21 protein-coding genes are annotated in these 18,047 nt (G+C 62.1%); 16 read left to right on the plus strand and 5 right to left on the minus strand.

What is annotated here, in order from left to right; genetic code table 11:
- Positions 1–34 precede the first annotated feature (34 nt).
- Genes dapE through E5720_RS14935 form a run of 4 tightly spaced genes read left to right on the plus strand, consistent with a single transcriptional unit; the run spans position 35 to position 4,293 of the window.
- Complete coding sequence (dapE, locus tag E5720_RS14920) at positions 35–1,132, plus strand: succinyl-diaminopimelate desuccinylase (protein WP_136171293.1); 1,098 nt, start codon at positions 35–37, stop codon at positions 1,130–1,132.
- Between the two features lie 42 nt (positions 1,133–1,174).
- Positions 1,175–1,912 (plus strand): TIGR00730 family Rossman fold protein, encoded by a 738-nt coding sequence (locus E5720_RS14925; RefSeq protein ID WP_136171294.1) that lies wholly within the window; start codon positions 1,175–1,177, stop codon positions 1,910–1,912.
- A complete protein-coding gene (locus E5720_RS14930; protein ID WP_136171295.1) occupies positions 1,909–2,460 on the plus strand; it encodes a TIGR00730 family Rossman fold protein in 552 nt (183 codons plus the stop codon). The genes E5720_RS14925 and E5720_RS14930 overlap by 4 nt, the downstream gene beginning before the upstream one ends.
- Before the next feature lie 57 nt (positions 2,461–2,517).
- Complete coding sequence (locus tag E5720_RS14935) at positions 2,518–4,293, plus strand: long-chain-acyl-CoA synthetase (protein ID WP_136172721.1); 1,776 nt, start codon at positions 2,518–2,520, stop codon at positions 4,291–4,293.
- Here the strand turns inward: E5720_RS14935 and E5720_RS14940 are convergent.
- The gene (locus E5720_RS14940; protein ID WP_168708359.1) at positions 4,290–4,928 is read right to left on the minus strand and encodes a TetR/AcrR family transcriptional regulator; all 639 of its coding nucleotides are present in this window, start codon (positions 4,926–4,928) and stop codon (positions 4,290–4,292) included. The two genes, E5720_RS14935 and E5720_RS14940, sit on opposite strands and share 4 nt — an antisense overlap.
- Before the next feature lie 55 nt (positions 4,929–4,983).
- Between E5720_RS14940 and E5720_RS14945 the strand changes: the two genes are divergently transcribed.
- The 7 genes from E5720_RS14945 to E5720_RS14975 all read left to right on the plus strand — a co-directional run bounded on the left by E5720_RS14945 (position 4,984) and on the right by E5720_RS14975 (position 9,355).
- Positions 4,984–5,436: an ester cyclase gene (locus tag E5720_RS14945; RefSeq protein WP_136171297.1), complete on the plus strand. Its 453-nt coding sequence runs from the start codon at positions 4,984–4,986 to the stop codon at positions 5,434–5,436.
- Positions 5,433–6,293, plus strand: coding sequence for a dihydropteroate synthase (gene folP, locus E5720_RS14950; protein ID WP_136171298.1), 861 nt, complete (start codon positions 5,433–5,435; stop codon positions 6,291–6,293). Before E5720_RS14945 ends, folP begins: the two co-directional genes overlap by 4 nt.
- Positions 6,290–7,222, plus strand: coding sequence for a glucosyl-3-phosphoglycerate synthase (locus E5720_RS14955; protein WP_136171299.1), 933 nt, complete (start codon positions 6,290–6,292; stop codon positions 7,220–7,222). Before folP ends, E5720_RS14955 begins: the two co-directional genes overlap by 4 nt.
- Positions 7,223–7,251: 29 nt before the next feature.
- Positions 7,252–7,542 carry a DivIVA domain-containing protein gene (locus E5720_RS14960; RefSeq protein WP_136171300.1) on the plus strand — a complete coding sequence of 97 codons (291 nt, stop codon included), beginning with the start codon at positions 7,252–7,254 and terminating at the stop codon, positions 7,540–7,542.
- Complete coding sequence (locus E5720_RS14965) at positions 7,539–8,147, plus strand: DNA-3-methyladenine glycosylase I (RefSeq protein ID WP_136171301.1); 609 nt, start codon at positions 7,539–7,541, stop codon at positions 8,145–8,147. Before E5720_RS14960 ends, E5720_RS14965 begins: the two co-directional genes overlap by 4 nt.
- Before the next feature lie 98 nt (positions 8,148–8,245).
- Positions 8,246–8,413 carry a DUF3117 domain-containing protein gene (locus E5720_RS14970; RefSeq protein WP_084611546.1) on the plus strand — a complete coding sequence of 56 codons (168 nt, stop codon included), beginning with the start codon at positions 8,246–8,248 and terminating at the stop codon, positions 8,411–8,413.
- A gap of 87 nt (positions 8,414–8,500) precedes the next feature.
- On the plus strand, positions 8,501–9,355 hold the full coding sequence (locus E5720_RS14975) for a putative RNA methyltransferase (RefSeq protein WP_136171302.1): 855 nt from the start codon (positions 8,501–8,503) through the stop codon (positions 9,353–9,355).
- On the opposite strand, the gene glgA is transcribed toward E5720_RS14975, so the two are convergent.
- A complete protein-coding gene (gene glgA, locus E5720_RS14980; protein ID WP_210730058.1) occupies positions 9,322–10,500 on the minus strand; it encodes a glycogen synthase in 1,179 nt (392 codons plus the stop codon). The genes E5720_RS14975 and glgA overlap by 34 nt on opposite strands.
- Before the next feature lie 76 nt (positions 10,501–10,576).
- Between glgA and glgC the strand changes: the two genes are divergently transcribed.
- On the plus strand, positions 10,577–11,791 hold the full coding sequence (gene glgC / locus E5720_RS14985) for a glucose-1-phosphate adenylyltransferase (RefSeq protein ID WP_136171303.1): 1,215 nt from the start codon (positions 10,577–10,579) through the stop codon (positions 11,789–11,791).
- Between the two features lie 27 nt (positions 11,792–11,818).
- Here the strand turns inward: glgC and E5720_RS14990 are convergent, their stop codons facing one another.
- Positions 11,819–12,451: an O-methyltransferase gene (locus E5720_RS14990; protein ID WP_210729877.1), complete on the minus strand. Its 633-nt coding sequence runs from the start codon at positions 12,449–12,451 to the stop codon at positions 11,819–11,821.
- 398 nt (positions 12,452–12,849) lie between these two features.
- On the opposite strand from E5720_RS14990, the gene sigE reads away from it, so the two are divergent.
- The 4 genes from sigE to tatB are packed head-to-tail and all read left to right on the plus strand — an operon-like array spanning position 12,850 to position 15,723.
- Complete coding sequence (gene sigE, locus E5720_RS14995; protein WP_247596338.1) at positions 12,850–13,455, plus strand: RNA polymerase sigma factor SigE; 606 nt, start codon at positions 12,850–12,852, stop codon at positions 13,453–13,455.
- A 16-nt stretch (positions 13,456–13,471) separates the two neighbouring features.
- On the plus strand, positions 13,472–13,807 hold the full coding sequence (locus E5720_RS15000) for a hypothetical protein (protein ID WP_136171304.1): 336 nt from the start codon (positions 13,472–13,474) through the stop codon (positions 13,805–13,807).
- Positions 13,808–13,816: 9 nt separating this feature from the next.
- On the plus strand, positions 13,817–15,274 hold the full coding sequence (locus tag E5720_RS15005; RefSeq protein ID WP_247595976.1) for a trypsin-like peptidase domain-containing protein: 1,458 nt from the start codon (positions 13,817–13,819) through the stop codon (positions 15,272–15,274).
- 17 nt (positions 15,275–15,291) lie between these two features.
- On the plus strand, positions 15,292–15,723 hold the full coding sequence (tatB, locus tag E5720_RS15010; protein ID WP_136171306.1) for a Sec-independent protein translocase protein TatB: 432 nt from the start codon (positions 15,292–15,294) through the stop codon (positions 15,721–15,723).
- Positions 15,724–15,790: 67 nt separating this feature from the next.
- Here the strand turns inward: tatB and E5720_RS15015 are convergent, their stop codons facing one another.
- Both E5720_RS15015 and E5720_RS15020 read right to left on the minus strand, forming a co-directional pair.
- Positions 15,791–16,564: an amino acid ABC transporter ATP-binding protein gene (locus E5720_RS15015; protein WP_136171307.1), complete on the minus strand. Its 774-nt coding sequence runs from the start codon at positions 16,562–16,564 to the stop codon at positions 15,791–15,793.
- Entirely contained in the window at positions 16,561–18,021 is a 1,461-nt protein-coding gene (locus tag E5720_RS15020) for an amino acid ABC transporter substrate-binding protein/permease (protein WP_136171308.1), read from the minus strand. Before E5720_RS15020 ends, E5720_RS15015 begins: the two co-directional genes overlap by 4 nt.
- Positions 18,022–18,047 lie beyond the last annotated feature (26 nt).

The raw sequence follows: 18,047 nt of genomic DNA on the forward strand, positions 1-18,047 counted from the left end.
TTGCTGCGGAACGATCTGGAAGTAGTCTCGTACGGTGAGTTCGCACCCGGCTTTGAATCTGCATTCCGACCCCATCGATCTGACAGCGGCGCTGGTGGACATACCCAGCGTTTCGCGGGAGGAGTCGGTGATCGCCGATGCGGTGGAGGTCGCGCTGCGTGAACAGACGGTCGGTTTCGAGATAATCCGGAGCGGGAATGCGGTTCTTGCGCGCACCGATCGTGGGCTTCCCAGTCGCGTGATGCTCGCCGGTCACCTCGATACCGTCCCGATCGCCGGCAATGTGCCGAGCAGACGTGAACGCGACAGTGTCGAGGGCGATGTCCTGCATGGTTGTGGCACGGTCGACATGAAGTCTGGTGACGCTGTCTTTCTTCATCTCGCCGCCACGATCGACGACCCTGCGCACGACATCACGCTGGTGTTCTACGACTGTGAAGAGATCGACGCGACGCTCAACGGCCTGGGCCGAATCGAACGTGAACTGCCGGAGTGGCTTGCGGCCGACGTGGCGATTCTCGGTGAGCCGTCCGGTGGATTCATCGAGGCGGGCTGCCAGGGCACGCTGCGAGTGCGACTTTCGGCGGGTGGAACGAGGGCGCACAGTGCGCGATCATGGCTGGGGGACAACGCAATTCACAAGTTCGGCGCTGTTCTCAACAGGTTGGCTGCATACAGTGCGCGAGAGGTGGATATCGATGGCTGCTTGTACCGCGAAGGTCTGCAGGCTGTCCGTATTTCCGGTGGCGTGGCAGGCAATGTCGTTCCCGACGCAGCCGAGCTGGATGTGAACTTCCGCTTCGCCCCCGATCGGAGTGTCGAGCAGGCTATCGAGCACGTTCGTGGCGTCGTCGACGGGCTCGATCTCGGTTTCGAGGTCACCGATTCTTCACCAGGTGCGTTGCCTGGACTCGCCGCACCTGCAGCGGCGGCGCTGATCGAGGCGGCCGGTGGGCGGTTTCGGGCCAAGTACGGCTGGACCGACGTGTCGCGGTTCTCGGCGCTCGGTATTCCGGCGGTCAACTACGGTCCTGGAGACCCGAACTTGGCGCACAAGCGCGACGAGCGGGTCCCTACCGATCAGATCACGAATGTCACGGCTGTTCTACGGGGATACCTGACCACTGGATAACCTGTGGTCCCGATGGTAGATCGGCCGGATAGCCTGTAAAACATGGAGACGCCAGCAAAACACATGGGGTCGGTGACGTTGCGTCGCGGACGCAACACCGAATCATCGACCTCCGATCAACGATTGCTCGATCAGCGCGGAACAGGAAACTGGACTCACACCGACCCGTGGCGGGTGCTACGAATTCAGAGTGAGTTCGTGGAGGGTTTCGGCGCTCTGGCCGAGGTGCCGAAGGCTGTCACGGTATTCGGTTCGGCTCGAACCCCGCGTGATCACGATGAGTACAAGGCAGCCCGCGAGCTCGGAAGTGCGTTGGCGGTAGCGGGATTTGCGGTCATCACCGGCGGCGGCCCTGGAATCATGGAAGCGGCGAACCGCGGAGCAAGTACTGTCGACGGCTACTCGATCGGGCTCGGCATCGAGTTGCCCTTCGAGCAAGGCCTCAACGACTGGGTAGATCTGGGTATCGACTTCCGGTACTTTTTCGTACGGAAGACGATGTTCGTGAAGTACTCCCAGGCATTCATCTGTCTCCCAGGCGGTTTCGGCACTCTCGACGAATTGTTCGAGGCTCTCACGCTGGTGCAGACGGGCAAAGTGACGCGCTTTCCGATTGTCCTGATCGGCACAGAGTTCTGGTCCGGTCTCATCAGTTGGATCAAGGACACACTGGTCGCACAAGGCAAGATCTCCTCGGCCGACCTGGACCTGATTCGTTGTACCGACAGCGTCGAGGAAGCAGTGCAGATCGTGAGCAGCGTTTGCGGAGAGTCGGAGTGAGCGAAGCTGTCGTAATCAGGGTGTGCGTCTACTGTGCGTCGGGGCCGGTGGATCCTTCGTTTCTCGAGCTGGCGCGTGAACTCGGTACCGCGATCGGTCAACGGGGATGGCAGTTGGTCTCCGGTGGCGGGAACGTCTCGATGATGGGAGCGGTAGCCGAATCTGCGCGGGCTGCAGGTGCTTTCACCGTCGGTGTGATCCCGAAAGCTCTCGTACATCGAGAAGTCGCCGACCTCGATGCCGATGAATTGATCGTCACCGACACCATGCGTGAGCGCAAGAAGATCATGGAAGACAGGGCCGACGCGTTCATCGCGCTACCCGGTGGCATCGGAACGCTGGAGGAACTGTTCGAAACCTGGACGGCCGGGTATTTGGGCATGCACGAGAAGCCAGTCGTACTACTGGATCCGACGGACCACTACGCGGGTCTGTTGCAGTGGCTCGACGGGCTGTCCTCGACGGGCTTCGTCCAACAACGGGCACTGGACAAGCTGATCAGGACAGCCACCGTGGCCGATGCGTTAGCCGCCTGTTCTCCTCGATGAAAGCTAAGGTTACTCTGGAGTAAGGTAATGGGGATCACATCGCTCGAAGGGGAGTACATGGCTGTCGATGCCCGTCAGAAGATTGGACTGACCGACCTCGCGGTCGCGTTGCCGAAAATGGTGACGGAGGTGCCGAGCATGCTGCGCGGTGTCCTGGGCTTTACTCGCAAACCTCATCACAAGGCCTCGATCGGCCTGGTGTTCCAGGATGCCGCTGCCAAGCGCGGAGACCGACCTTTCGTGCGATTCGAAGGTGAATCGGTGTCGTACGCCGACGCCAACGCGATCGTCAATCGGTATGCCCACGTGCTCACGGACCTGGGCGTAGAGCGCGGCGACGTGGTCGGTGTACTCAGCAAGAACAGGCCCGAGGCGCTCTTCGCGGCCCTTGCTGCCGTCAAGCTCGGCGCTACGGCAGGAATGCTCAACTACAACCAGCGCGGCAACGTCCTCGAACACAGCCTCGGTATCTTGTCGGCGACCGTTCTTGTCCTCGACGAGAACGCTCAGGAAGCGCTCGACTCGTTGGACAAAGCTCCCGAGGCGGGCGTGGTTCTGCCGATGCGCGAGCTTGCCGAACTCGCGGCGGATGCCAGCGCGGAAAACCCGTCGGTGACTGCGCAGATTCAGGCCAAAGAAAATGCTTTCTACATTTTCACCTCCGGCACCACCGGCCTGCCGAAGGCAAGTTTGATGAGCCATTTCCGCTGGCTCAAGTCGATGTCCGGGCTGGGCAACATGGGTGTGCGGCTGCGCGAAGACGACGTCATCTACTGCTGCCTGCCGCTCTATCACAACAATGCACTGACGGTGACGCTGTCATCGGTGCTCGCCGGCGGCGCGGCGATGGCCATCGGTAAACAGTTCTCGGTCAGCAACTTCTGGGAAGACGTCAAGGTCAACAAGGCGACCGCGTTCACCTACATCGGCGAATTATGCCGCTACCTGCTGACTCAGGAGAAGCGGCCGGAGGACCGAGACAACACGATCGAGCTCATCGTCGGCAACGGCTTACGCCCCGAGATCTGGGAAGAGTTCACCGAGCGTTTCGGAATCTCGCGCGTTGCGGAGTTCTATGGCGCGAGCGAATGCAACATCGCGTTCATCAACGCTCTGAACATGAAGAAGACTGCAGGCATCTGCCCACTTCCGTATGCCGTCGTCGAATACGACGAGGAGTCCGGCAAGGCGAAGCGCGGAAGCAACGGCCGGCTTAGCAAGGTCGCGAGCGGCGAGGTCGGTCTTTTGCTGTCCAAGGTCACCGACCGCGCGCCGTTCGACGGCTACTCGGACGAGAAGGCGACGGAGAAGAAGCTCGTTCGAGACGGTTTCAAAAATGGAGACTGCTGGTTCGACACCGGCGACCTGGTCCGGCATCAGGGTTGGATGCACGTCGCGTTCATCGACCGACTCGGTGACACTTTCCGGTGGAAGGGAGAGAACGTCGCCACGACGCAGGTCGAGGGCGCGCTCGGCGGACACCCATCGGTGGACGGTGTGGTCGTGTACGGCGTCGACATCGAAGGAACCGACGGCAAGGCAGGTATGGCTGCGGTGACGTTGCGTGACGGTGAGAGCTTCGATGGAAAATCGGTCGCCGAGCATCTCTACGACAAACTGCCCTCGTACGCGGTTCCGCTGTTCGTCCGTGTCGTGGACAGTCTCGAGCAGACCTCGACGTTCAAGAGCCAGAAGGTTGCCCTGCGCAAGCTCGGCTACGGCGACGACCCCGAGGCCGAACTGTACGTACTACGCGGTAAGTCCGGTGGGTACGACAAAGCGTACGACGGATACGTCGACGAGGTAGCTGCAGGCAAGGCCCCCAAAGGTTAGGGAAGAAGCGATGCGGTCAGTGTGACTTCCAGCCACTGGCCGAATCGGTCCGTCGACCAGCCCGAGCGGTCGCACAGCATGCGGTGCATCTCGGGGCTGGTCAGTGCCCAGATCGTGACGCCCGCCGTGTCGATGTCGACGGCCAGGGGGCCGCGTGCACCGATCCACGACGCCATCTGGGTCATCGCTGCCTTACGTTGGCGATCCTGGATGTCCGTGCGGAGAGCAGCAATGTCGGCATCTACCGCTGCGGCACCGAGGAGAATGTCGTCGATTTCGCGGATGCGGGCTACCTGCCCGGCAATTCCATGTGCGAAAAGCCGAATCTGCGCCCGCTGATCCGGCTCGTCTCGGACGGCGAGGGCGTGGCCGCGCTGCATGATCGGCTTCGGATCGTCGTCTCCGCCGATATCGAGGTCCACCAACACTTTCAGTAGCTCTCTTTTGCTTCTGAATATGTGGAAGACCGTGTCGGGTGAGACCTCGGCCGCCGCTGCGATGGCAGGCACCGAGGTTGTGGCGTACCCGCGTTCGAGGAAGAGCGCGCGCGCCGAATCGATGATGCGTAGGCGTGTCGCTGCGGCTCGGTCTCGACGAACTGCAGAGTTGTAGACCCTCTTGACTGCGTCGTTCATTGCTTCCACTATAGACATATTAATCCGAGTGCTACTGGAACGAATTGAGGACCTCATGGATATTCAGCAAGCCAAGCTGCGAGTCAGGAGTGTGTTCGAAGACGGATTCGGAAAAGGTGACTTGGCGGTGGTCGGTGTAGCACTGGCCCCTACCGCAGTGGATCGACATCCGTTCGGTGCAGACGAACCAGACATGGCGGCACATCTCGAAAATGCGATCGGCATGTTCAGATCGGCAATGCCGGATCTGCAGGTGTCCGTGATGGACCTGTTCGGTGAAGGTGACCGCCTGGCCGCAAGAGTCGAGATGCGCGGAACACATACCGGCACGCCGCTGTTCGGTATACCAGCAGAAGGGGTCCCGGTGGTGATCGAGCAGTTCCACATCATCGAGCTCGACGAACAGGGGTGCGGGGTTCGTCATTGGGCCAACGTGGGCGCTGACGCAGTCCTAGTTCAGCTGCGCGAAGGTGTCGGTGTGCGAAGGGATGCCACTATTGATTCATGAGCACCCTTTGCGGCAAACCGGTCGCCACCGACCGCGCACTCGTCATGGCGATTGTGAACCGCACCCCGGATTCGTTCTACGACAAAGGTGCGAATTTCACCGACGACGCGGCCATGGCGTCGGTGCACCGTGCTGTCGCGGAGGGCGCGGACATGGTCGATATCGGCGGCGTCAAAGCCGGACCCGGTGATGTGGTAGACGCGGCCGAGGAAATTCGCCGCGTGATTCCGTTCGTCGAAGCCATTCGAGGCGAATATCCCGATCTGCTGATCAGTGTCGATACCTGGCGTAGCGAGGTAGCAAAGCTCGCGTGCGGAGTCGGTGCAGATCTGATCAACGACACCTGGGCGGGGGCCGATCCCGATCTCGTTGGAGTCGCTGCAGAAGAGGGCGTCGGGATCGTGTGTTCACACACCGGAGGCGCGACGCCACGCACGCGTCCGCACCGCGTTCGATACACCGATGTGGTCGCCGACGTCGTCGCCGAAGTGACGAAAGCAGCAGAAGCGGCTTTTGCTGCCGGAGTTCGCCGCGACTCGATTCTGATCGATCCGACCCACGATTTCGGAAAAAACACCTATCACGGGCTCGAGTTGTTGCGGCGAGTGGACGTTCTTGTAAACACCGGATGGCCAGTGCTCATGGCGCTGAGCAACAAGGATTTCATAGGCGAGACTCTAGGTGTAGAACTCGCCGACCGGTTGGAGGGAACATTGGCAGCGACAGCGTTGGCCGCAGCAGGCGGAGCTCGCATGTTCCGAGTGCACGAGGTCGCATCGACCAGGAGAGTCGTGGACATGGTTGCCGCAATTCTGGGGACGAGGATTCCCGAACGAACCGTCAGGGGGCTCGCATGACGTTGGCCGACCGAACGGCTGTGAGGGAATCGTGGGCAGCCTCGCACAGTTGGGACGAACCGTCGTGGTCTCTGGCGGAGCTGGAAGCCGCGAAGAAGGGCCGAACCGTCTCGGTTGTTTTACCAGCCCTCAACGAAGAACGGACCGTGGCCGCGGTCATCGACACGATCCACCCCTTGCTGGGAGGTCTGGTCGACGAACTGATCGTCTTGGACTCCGGGTCCACCGACGCCACTGCCGAACGTGCAAGGGCAGCGGGTGCACGAGTAATCAGTCGAGAGGAAGCAATTCCGGGACTCGAACCCGTGCCCGGCAAAGGCGAAGTGCTGTGGCGCGCTGTCGCGGCGTCGAGCGGTGACCTCATTGCCTTCGTCGACTCCGACCTCATCAACCCCGACCCGGCCTTCGTTCCGAAGCTGCTGGGGCCGCTGTTGACGGTCGAGGGAATCCATCTGGTGAAGGGGTATTACCGGCGCCCGTTACGGGTGAGCGGCGGCGAGGACGCCAACGGTGGAGGGCGGGTCACCGAGCTCGTCGCCCGCCCCATGCTGGCAGCTATGCGTCCGGAATTGACCAGCGTGATCCAGCCGCTCGGTGGTGAGTACGCCGGCACCCGCGAGCTGTTGTCTGCCGTCCCGTTCGCGCCCGGCTACGGCGTCGAGATCGGACTGCTGCTCGATACCTACGACCGGCTCGGCCTCGACGCGATCGGCCAGGTCAATCTCGGTGTACGCAAGCACCGGAATCGTCCGCTCATCGAACTCGGTGCCATGAGTCGTCAGATCGTCGGCACCATGCTGGGGCGATGCGGAATCCTGGACTCGGGGGCCGGGCTCACACAGTTCCGCGTCGACGGGGACTCGTTCGTCCCGTTCTCGACGGCGGTCTCGTTGGAGGATCGACCGGCAATCAACACCTTGCACGTGTGACGGGCAGGGCTGCGTGAGACGATCGGTCCATGCTGACGCTCCTTCTCTACGTCGTCATCATCGCTGTGATCGCAGCCCTGCTCTTCTTCGTGGCAAGCCTCGTGTTCGGACGCGGTGAAGAACTCGGCCCGCTACCAGAGGGCACCACCGCCACGGTGCTGCCCGCAGAAGGTGTGACCGGCGACGATGTTCGAACGCTGAAATTTCAGCAAACGGTGCGTGGCTACAAGCAGAGCGAAGTCGATTGGGCCCTCGACCGGTTGGGTGCCGAGATCGATCTGCTGCGGTCTGCTCTGGCAGCAGCGAAGTCCGAGGAATGACGGCGGTACCCGGACCGGACGGTCTACTGCGCTGTCCATGGGGTGCTACGGCAGAGGACCTCTATCGGGAGTATCACGACACCGAATGGGGCCGGGAAGTTCACGGCCGGGACGCCCTGTACGAGCGACTGTGCCTCGAATCGTTCCAATCCGGCCTGTCGTGGATCACCATCTTGCGTAAACGCGAAAGCTTTCGGCGCGCGTTCGCGGGTTTCGACCCGGAGAAGGTCGCTCGCTTCGACGAGGACGACGTCGCCCGGCTGATGGCCGATGCCTCCATCGTCCGCAACAAGGCCAAGATCGCCGCAACGATATCCAACGCATGGGTCGTCCTCGAACTGGCTGGAACCGATCTCGACACTCTGCTGTGGTCGTTCGCGCCGGCGCCGCGGCCGAGCAGGCTCGTCGACGCCTCCGAGGTGCCGGCGGTGACCGCGGAGTCCACGGCGATGGCCGCCGACCTCAAGCGTCGTGGCCTGCGGTTCTTCGGACCGACAACGGCCTACGCGCTGATGCAGGCCACCGGAATGGTGGACGATCACCTGTCTGGTTGTCTGATGCCAGCCCTCAATACCGACTCCAGTTCCCGATATCGGGCTCGATAGGGAAGAATAGTGTTCAAGAACCTTTCTCGCCCTGCGGCGAGAAATCTTTTTTGGCCGAGGCGCAGTGCAGTGTGGCGCAGATCTGGAGGGAGCAGAGGATGGCGGCGATGAAGCCCCGGACCGGAGACGGTCCCCTCGAAGCAACCAAAGAGGGACGAGGAATCGTGATGAGGGTGCCGCTGGAAGGCGGTGGGCGCCTGGTCGTCGAACTCACCCCAGACGAGGCAGCAGCACTCGGTGAGGAATTGAGGGGCGTCACCGCATAGCTGCTGTTCTTTTCTACCCATAGCCCCGTGCGCGAAGTCGGCGAACGGGGCTTTGTGGTGATGCCAGTCCATACGGAGAGAACAAAAATGCTGAGCGAAGTGATGGATCTACTGGTCTGCCCGCACTGCACCTCGGATCTCGCGGCCATCGAGGACGGTCGCGTATTGCGGTGCGACCGTGGGCATACCTTCGATGTCGCACGGCAGGGCTACGTCAGTTTGCTGGCGGGAAACGCAGGCAAGATCGTCGGTGATTCCGCCGAGATGATCGAGGCGCGGTCGGAGTTTCTCGACCGCGGACACTTCGATCGGATCATCGCTGGCGTAGTAGCGGCCATGTCGGCACACGATCCCGCCACCGTTCTCGAGGTGGGCGCGGGTACCGGACACTATTTGGCGGCGGTACTCGAGACGTTCGAGCGCATGAGGGGTGTTGGACTCGACGTGTCCAAGCCGGCGGCCAGAAAAGTGGCTCGTGCGCATCCGCGACTGGGATCCATCGTGGCCGACGTGTGGCAACCACTGCCGGTGCGTACCGGATCGATCGATGCGGTCAGTTGCGTGTTTTCGCCGCGGAACGCCGCCGAGCTACGGCGCATTCTCGCTCCGAACGGAGTATTGGTCGTCGTCACGCCGACCGAACATCATCAGCAGGAACTGATCGAGACCCTCGGCCTCCTCAGCGTCGACGAGGACAAGGCGCGCCGCCTCGGAGAAGCTCTCGCCGGACGCTTCGAGCAGACGGATACCACCCGCATCGAGTTCACGATGGCCCTCGATCACCTGAGCATCGCAAGCCTTGTGGGGATGGGCCCGTCGGCGCGGCATTCCACTGATGCCGCGCGCCGCTCTGCAATCGCAGCTCTACCGGACACCGTCGAGGTGACTGCCTCGGTGACCGTCGGAACTTACCGGGCCCTGGCCGCCAGCGCTGCGTTGTAGACCTCGACCGTCTGCTGCGCGATAGCAGCCCACGAGAATTCGGCGATGGCCCGTGCTCGACCAGCTTTGCCCATCGCCGTCGCGGTCTTCGGGTCGAGCGCGACAGCGTTGACCATGTCAGCCAACGAGCGTTCGAACACCTGTGGCTCATAGGAGTTGTAGTGCACGAGGCGTCCGGTGACACCGTTGTCGACCACTTCGGGAATGCCGCCGACATCGGATGCGACGACGGCAGTTTCGGTGGCCATAGCTTCCAGATTGACGATCCCGAGAGGCTCGTACACCGACGGGCATACGAATACGTCTGCCGCTGAAAGTATTTCGCGGACCTTTTCGGTAGGTAGCATCTCGCGAACCCAGAACACATTCGATCGGGTCTCGGCGAGTTCGGCCACTGCTCGCTCGGTGTCGGCGGCAATCTCCGGGGTGTCCGGCGCGCCCGCGCACAGGACCAGTTGAATGGAGGGGTCGAAATGATGCGCTGCCGCAATGAGGTGGCCGACACCCTTTTGGCGGGTGATGCGTCCGACGAACGCCGCCATCGGCCTGTTCGGGTCGACGCCGATGTCGGCCAACGCGGAATCCTCGGGGTCTGCCGCTGGACCTGGATGCCAGTTCTCTGTGTCGATGCCGTTGCGCACCACATGAACTCGGCTGGGATCCAGGCGCGGATAGGCGTCGAGGACATCTTTGGCCATGCCCTCGCTGACCGCGATGACCGCATCCGCGTACTCGACGGCGTTGCGTTCGGACCAGGAGGAGATGCGATAACCGCCGCCCAGTTGCTCGGCCTTCCACGGCCTGCGAGGCTCGAGTGAATGGGCGGTGAGAATGTGCGGCACGCCGTACAGTTCGGCCGCGAGATGCCCGGCAAGCCCGGTGTACCAGGTGTGCGAGTGCACGACATCGGCGCCTGCCGCTGCGTTGGCCATCCGTAATTCGGCGGACAGTGTCGTCAGGGCGGCATTGGCCCCTGCCAATGCGGGATCGGGATCGTGAACCTGCGCGGTATCGCGCGGCGCCCCCATACAGTGAATGTCTACCTCGCACAGGGATCTCAACTGTGCCGATAGCTCGGTCACATGTACACCTGCGCCGCCGTAAACCTCAGGCGGAAATTCCCTTGTCATCATTGCCACGCGCACATCTGACAACCTACATTCCTCGCGCGAACCGCGTGTACTGCTGGCGAGGTTCATCCGGTGCGGATAGGTTGGGCACGTGAGGACACAACCGCACGTACTAGGCATTGTGCTGGCAGGCGGTGAGGGTAAACGTCTATACCCGATGACCGCCGATCGAGCCAAGCCCGCCGTCCCATTCGGTGGCGCATATCGACTGATCGACTTCGTGCTCAGTAATCTCGTCAACGCCGGATACCTCCGGCTGTGCGTGCTGACTCAGTACAAGTCCCATTCGCTGGACCGCCATATCTCGCAAACTTGGCGCCTGTCGGGTTTCGCGGGTGAATACATCACGCCGGTACCGGCGCAGCAACGGCTCGGCCCACGCTGGTACACCGGCAGCGCCGATGCGATCTTCCAGTCGCTCAACCTCGTCTACGACGAGGACCCCGAGTACATCGTCGTTTTCGGCGCCGATCACGTCTATCGCATGGATCCGGAACAGATGGTCCAGCAGCACATCGATTCGGGTGCAGGCGTCACCGTGGCGGGCATCAGGGTTCCGCGTAGCGAAGCGTATGCATTCGGCTGCATCGACTCCGACGAGAACGGCAACATCACCCAGTTTCTCGAGAAGCCGGCGCACCCACCGGGGACTCCCGACGACCCGAACGTCACCTATGCCTCGATGGGCAACTACGTGTTCACCACCAAGGTGCTCATCGACGCCATCAAAGCCGACGCCGAGAACTCCGACTCCGACCACGACATGGGCGGTGACATCATCCCGGCTCTCGTCGAGGCGGGCATGGCGTCGGTGTACGACTTCAACGACAACGTCGTTCCCGGTGCCACCGAACGCGACCGAGGCTACTGGCGTGATGTCGGCACCATCGACGCGTTCTACGACGCGCACATGGATCTGGTGTCCGTGCATCCGATCTTCAATCTCTACAACCGTCGCTGGCCCATTCGCAGTGCCGCCGAAAACCTTCCGCCCGCAAAATTCGTGCAGGGCGGGCTCGCCCAGGAATCCATTGTGGGCGCAGGTTCCATCCTGTCGGCGGCAACGGTTCGCAATTCGGTTCTGAGCTCGAACGTCATGATCGACAGTGGCGCGACCGTGGAGGGCAGCGTCCTGATGCCCGGGGTGAAAATCGGCAAGGGTGCGGTCGTTCGCCGGGCAATCCTGGACAAGAATGTCGTCGTCGGTGACGGCGAAATCGTCGGCGTCGACGTCGAGCGCGACAAGGAACGCTTCAACGTCTCCGCCGGCGGCATCGTCACCGTCGGCAAGGGCATCTGGATCTAGCAGCCCCGGATCGAGCTGCCCTGAAATCTAGCTCCGTGAGGCGCAGATCAGCCCGTCGCCGAGGGGGAGTAGGACGGTCGTGAGGCGGTCGTCCTCAGCGATGGCGCGAGCGGCAGCGCGGACGGCGACGGTAGTGGCGTCACGCTGCGTGAAGTCGGGAACCCGCCCGCCCAGCAAGGCGTTGTGCAACACCAGAACTCCGCCGGGGCGAAGTAGTCGCACGCTCTCCTGTACGAAATGCAGGTGGTCCACCGGACTGGTGTCGATGAACACCAAGTCGTAGGTGTCGTCGGCGAGGCGGGGGAGGACATCGAGCGCCCATCCGTTGATGAGGCGCGTCCGCGACGGCGCGATACCGCCGGCACGGAACGCTTCCTTCGCGGCGCGCTGATGTTCGGGTTCGGTGTCGATGGTGGTGAGCACGCCGTCCTCGCGCATCCCGTCGAGCAGCCATAGGCCGGACACTCCCGCACCCGTTCCGACCTCGACGACGGTCTTGGCGCTGAGCATCTGCGCGAAGATGCTCAGTACCGCGCCTACGGACGGCGGCACGGGTGCGGCACCGAGATCGTCAGCGCGTTCACGAGCATTGACGAGGATCTCGTCTTCCTGCACGGAGTCCTCGGCGTAGGTGAGCAACTTCTCGGCATTTGTCAGCACATGCCGAGGCTATCGTGGCAGGAGCGAAGCCTGCGGAGCGACTCGGTTGATCTGGAGCGAAGCCTGCGGAGCGACTCGGTTGATCTGCAGCGAAGCCTGCGGAGCGACTCGGTTGATCTGCAGCGAAGCCTGCGGAGCGACTCGGTTGATCTGCAGCGAAGCCTGCTGAGCGACTCGGTTGATCTGCGTGCCACTTTCTCAGCGGCACCTCAGCTTTTTCATACGGTGGGCACACCCGGATGCGACAAGCTACTGGAGATCGCTTGATCGAGAAGACACACGCGGGAACATCTCGGCGGAGCCGCAGGTTGTACACGGCACGGGAGCTACACCAACGTGGTCCTGAGCAGGAGGATCCAACTATCTACAAGATCAACGGAGATCGAGACACAGCTCGATTGCCCGAGCCCGCCGATTCTGCTGCTGTAGCGGATCTGAGCGGCACCGCCGTATTCGACGCAACCGGCGAAAAGAACACGATGCCGTCCTGGGACGAGCTCGTTCGCGAACACGGCGACCGCGTCTACCGTTTGGCATACCGGCTGTCCGGCAACGCGCAGGATGCCGAGGATCTCACACAGGACACGTTCATTCGTGTGTTCCGTTCGCTGTCGAACTATCAGCCCGGCACATTCGAGGGCTGGCTGCACCGCATCACCACCAACCTGTTTCTCGACATGGTCCGTCGACGCAATCGGATTAGAATGGAAGCGCTACCCGAGGACTACGACCGGGTCCCTTCCGAGCTCCCGAACCCGGAACAGATCTACCACGACGCACGCCTCGACCCTGATCTGCAGTCCGCGCTGGACTCGTTGGCGCCGGAGTTTCGCGCCGCGATCGTGCTGTGCGACATCGAAGGGCTGTCGTACGAAGAGATCGGTGCAACACTCGGTGTGAAGCTCGGAACCGTCCGAAGTCGAATCCACCGTGGACGCGCAGCGCTTCGCGAGTATCTTCGAGTGAACGGGAAGGTCGAGCCGGATCACGCAAGTGTCCAGTAGCTACGAGGAGGGTTGGATGACGCAGGCCCGCAAGCCACGACAGTTCAGCTCGACCGAGCATCTGGCCAGTGAAGCAGTTGCCGCCTTCGTCGACGGCGAACTTCGAATGACGGCCTACTTACGGGCCGCCCACCACATCGCCGAGTGCCATGAGTGCTCCGCCGAGGTGGATGCTCAGCAGCAGGCGCGTAGTGCTTTGCAAGGCGCGGGTGAGTTGTCCATGCCCCACTCGCTTCGCGGTCTGCTCAGCCAGATTCCGATGTGCGAACCAACCGAAGCCAAGGATGCGATCAGCCGCAGCAAACGGGCGATCGTCACCTCCGTTGTGGGTATCCGCAGGCGTCGTCGGTAGCCTGTGCGCGTGAGCACCCATACAGATCCCGAGGCCCCCAGACTGCCTCCAAGGCCGCTCTACCGGCCCGAGGTGGATCCGGCGTCTGCTGCGGCGTTCGGACGTCCGGAGGGCCACGAGGGGTCGTTCACACCTCCAGGCCGACGGGCAGAGCCGTCTCCCCGAATTGCGGTGCGCACGCCCGACCCAGTTCTCGCTGAGGCGTTCGGCCGCCCCACGGACGCTGCCGAGTCCTTACAACGCGACCCTGACCGAACATCCACCGAGGTGGTACCCGGGCCCGTACCAGAGGATCCGTGGCGTGACCCGCATTCCTCGGTGCGGCTGGGCAACGCCGCCGAACCGACACCGGAACCCCTGGTCGCGCCCGACGGACCCAAGCTCGGCGTACGGGAGGTGCTGTTCGGCGAGCGCGTCGCACCCAAGACTCTCGTGGTGCTCGGGGCCATCGCCCTGGCAATCGGCCTCGTCGGCGGGCTGGTGGGCCGTGAGACTGCTGAAGTGACGGGCGCATTGACCAGTCAGAAGGTAAACCTGACTCAATCGAGTGGCGAAGACCTCCCACAGGGTCAGGTCGCCAAGGTGGCCGACGCAGTCCTGCCGGCCGTCGTCTCGATTCAGGTGACTCTCGGCGAGAACGCAGGTACCGGATCCGGCGTCGTCATCGACGGAGCCGGGTACATCGTGACCAACAACCACGTCATCTCGATGGCGGCTACCAACCCGGACCGTGCGACGCTGCAAGTGACCTTCTCCGACGGCACCAAGGTGCCCGCGAAGATCGTCGGCCGCGACACCAAGACGGATCTGGCCGTACTCAAGACCGACGTCGGAAATCTGACGGTCGCACAATTGGGAAATTCTGCAGACGTCCAGGTCGGCGAGGACGTCGTAGCAGTCGGCTCGCCTCTCGGCTTGAGTAAGACAGTGACCCGGGGCATTGTGAGCGCGCTCGATCGTCCGGTTCGCCTGTCCGGTGAAGGTACCGACACCGATGCCGTCATCGATGCCGTGCAGACCGATGCCGCGATCAACCCGGGTAACTCCGGGGGACCCCTGATCGACGCCGAAGGTCGTGTCATCGGGATCAACTCGGCCATCCGAAGCGAAAGCGGCGGCTCGGTGGGGCTGGGATTTGCCATTCCGATCGATGACGTCACCAAGGTCGCCCAGTCGCTCATCGCCAACGGGAAGATGCAACACCCGGACATCGGCATCAACGCGCGCTCGGTCATCAACGATGCGACGTCCGGTGCCGAAGTCGCCAACGTGCGTGCCGGTGGGCCCGCTCAGCAAGCAGGCATCGTCGAGGGCGACGTGATCACCAAGGTCGGCGATCGCACTGTGACGAGCGCCGACGAACTGGTCGTCGCCGTGCAGTCGAGCCGGATCGGTGAGTCGACGCCGGTGCAGCTGATCCGGTCGGGTCGGTTGGTCGATGTCACCGTCACCCCAATTTCGGACTGAGGAAGTAGGCTGACGAGGTGTTCGGCAACATTGGCTGGGGAGAGCTCGTCGTGCTCCTGGTAGCAGCGCTCGTCATCCTTGGTCCTGACCGGCTTCCCGGCGCCATCAGTTGGGTCAGCAAGTCGATCCGTCAGGTCAAGGACTACGCGAACGGCGCGAGTCAGCAGCTCAAAGACGAGCTCGGCACGGACTTCGAGGATCTCCGTAAGCCCCTGGCAGACCTCAATCAGCTTCGCGGCATGACCCCGCGCGCGGTCATCACCAAGCACTTGCTCGACGGCGACGACTCGATCTTCACCGGCAACTTCGATTCCAAGAAGCCGACCACCGGGTCCTCGGCCAGCGGCTCTTCGACCAAGGGATCTGTGTCCACGCCGGAAAGTAAGCCGTCACTGGAGAAGAAACTTCCGGCCGGTAAGACTCCGCCGATCGATTCGGACGCCACCTAGGTCTTCTCGGCCCGAAAAACGGCCCGTTCGCGGTGCTGCTCGAACGGACCGTTCGCGCGTCGTCCGGTCAGAGCACCTTGTTCAGAAAGTCCTGTGTCCGCGGGTTCTGCGGGTTCCCGAAAAGTTGATCGGGCGTACCTTCTTCGACGATGACTCCTTCAGCCATGAAGATGATGCGGTCGGACACTTCGCGCGCAAACCCCATCTCATGGGTCACGACGACCATCGTCATGCCGCCCTTCGTCAGATCGCGCAGCACCTGGAGAACCTCGCCGACCATTTCGGGGTCGAGGGCCGAGGTCGCCTCGTCGAACAGCATGATCGACGGGCTCATCGCCAGGGCTCGGGCAATCGCGACGCGCTGCTTCTGCCCACCGGACAGGCTGGCAGGTTTGTAGTGGGCACGATCGGAGAGGCCGACCTGCTCGAGCAGTTCGAGCGCGGACTTCTTGGCCTCGGCCTTGGATTCCTTCTTGGTCTCCACGGGGGCAAGCATGACGTTCTCGAGGGCCGTCATGTGTGGGAAGAGATTGAAATGTTGGAACACCATGCCGATGTTCTGCCGGACCTTGTCGAGGTTCACGTTCTTGTCCGTGAGGTCGATGCCATCGACGACTACGTGGCCGCCGGTGATGTCCTCGAGCTTGTTGAGGCACCGAAGCAGCGTGCTCTTGCCGGATCCGGACGGCCCGATGATGCACACCACTTCACCGTTTGCGATATCGGCGTCGATGCCCTTGAGCACTTCGTTGTCACCGAATGCTTTGTGTAGGTCCTTGATGGCGATCTTGATGCCGGGCTTGCCTTCGACCGGCACAGCTTTGCTCAGGTCCGCGGTCATTTGTTGATCCTCTTCTCGATCCGGTTCGACAGCTTGGTGAGGGCCATGATGATGATGAAGTACATGACGCCGATGATCAGCCACATGTTGAAGGACTGGAAGTTGCGCGCGATGATGATTCGGCCGGTCTGGGTCAATTCGGCGAGGCCGATGACCGACAGGATCGAGGTGTCCTTGAGCGTGATCACGAACTGATTGATGTACGACGGGATCATCGTTCGAACTGCTTGCGGCATCACCACTTTGCGCATCGACTTCAGATAGCCGATACCGAGGCTCCGCGACGCTTCCATCTGGCCCTTGTCGACAGCGAGGATGCCGCCTCGCACGATCTCGGCCATGTAGGCGCCGGCATTGAGTGAGAGTGTGATGACGCCTGCGGTGAATGCCGACATCTGGAAATCCAGTGCAGCAGGGATACCGAAGTAGATGAAGAATGCCTGTACGAGAAGCGGTGTGCCACGAAAGACATCGACATAAGTCGTGCCGATACCGCGTAGGACGATGTTCGCCGATACTCGGAAGAGGCCGAAGACAGCGCCGAGTACCAGGGCGATCGCGATCGATATTGCAGTCAGCAGGATCGTCAGCCAGAGGCCTTCGAGCAGGAGCTTCCAGGTGCTCTTGATCAGTCCGAGAATCGAGTTGTCATCGGTGCTGGCAGCGGAATTGAGGTAGGTGTCGAGGATCTGGTCGTATTCGCCGCTGGCGCGCAGGTTCGCGAGGCCGGCGTTGAATTCCTCCAGCAGTTGCGCGTTCTGACCCTTCGCGACGGCGAAGCCATAGCTGGCGCCAGGCTCTTTTTCGGTGACGGTCTTGAAGCCGTTGCCCTGCTTGATGCCGTATGCCAGCACTGGGTAGTCCTCGAATACAGCGGCGGAGTTGCCGGTTCGGACCTCGTCGAACATCGACGAGGAATCGGCGAAATACCGAGTGCTGAATCCGTACTGGTCCTTGATGGATTCGGCGAAGGTGGCGCCTTCGGTGCCGTTCTTGACCGCGACGGTCTTACCGCGGAGGTCCTCGTACGACGTGACCGAATCGTTGGAGTCGAGGACACCCATCTGTACGCCGGAATCGAAGTACGGCTCGGAGAAGTCGAAGGTAGCCTTGCGGGCGTCCGTGATCGACATTCCGGCGATCATGCCGTTGAACTGGCCGCCGGTGACGCCCTGCAGTGCAGCGTCGAATCCGACTGGGCTGACGTCGTACTCGAATCCCTGGTCCTTTGCGATCGCCGCGAGCAGATCCATGTCGATGCCGACGAGTTTGCCGCTCTCGTCCTGGAATTCGAACGGAGCGAACGTGATATCGGTTGCGATCGAATAGTTCTGACCCGGCGGCGGAGCCGGCTGGGCGGCTGCGACGGCGGGTGCTAGAACTGATCCCAGTAGAACGGAGAACAGCACGAACGCCAACGCCACTGCGCCACGGCCGTTCGATTTCGGCGTTTTCATGGTTGCCACTCTCTACCGGATTGTGT

Source organism: Rhodococcus sp. PAMC28707, assembly GCF_004795915.1.
In the GTDB taxonomy this organism is placed as follows: domain Bacteria; phylum Actinomycetota; class Actinomycetes; order Mycobacteriales; family Mycobacteriaceae; genus Rhodococcoides.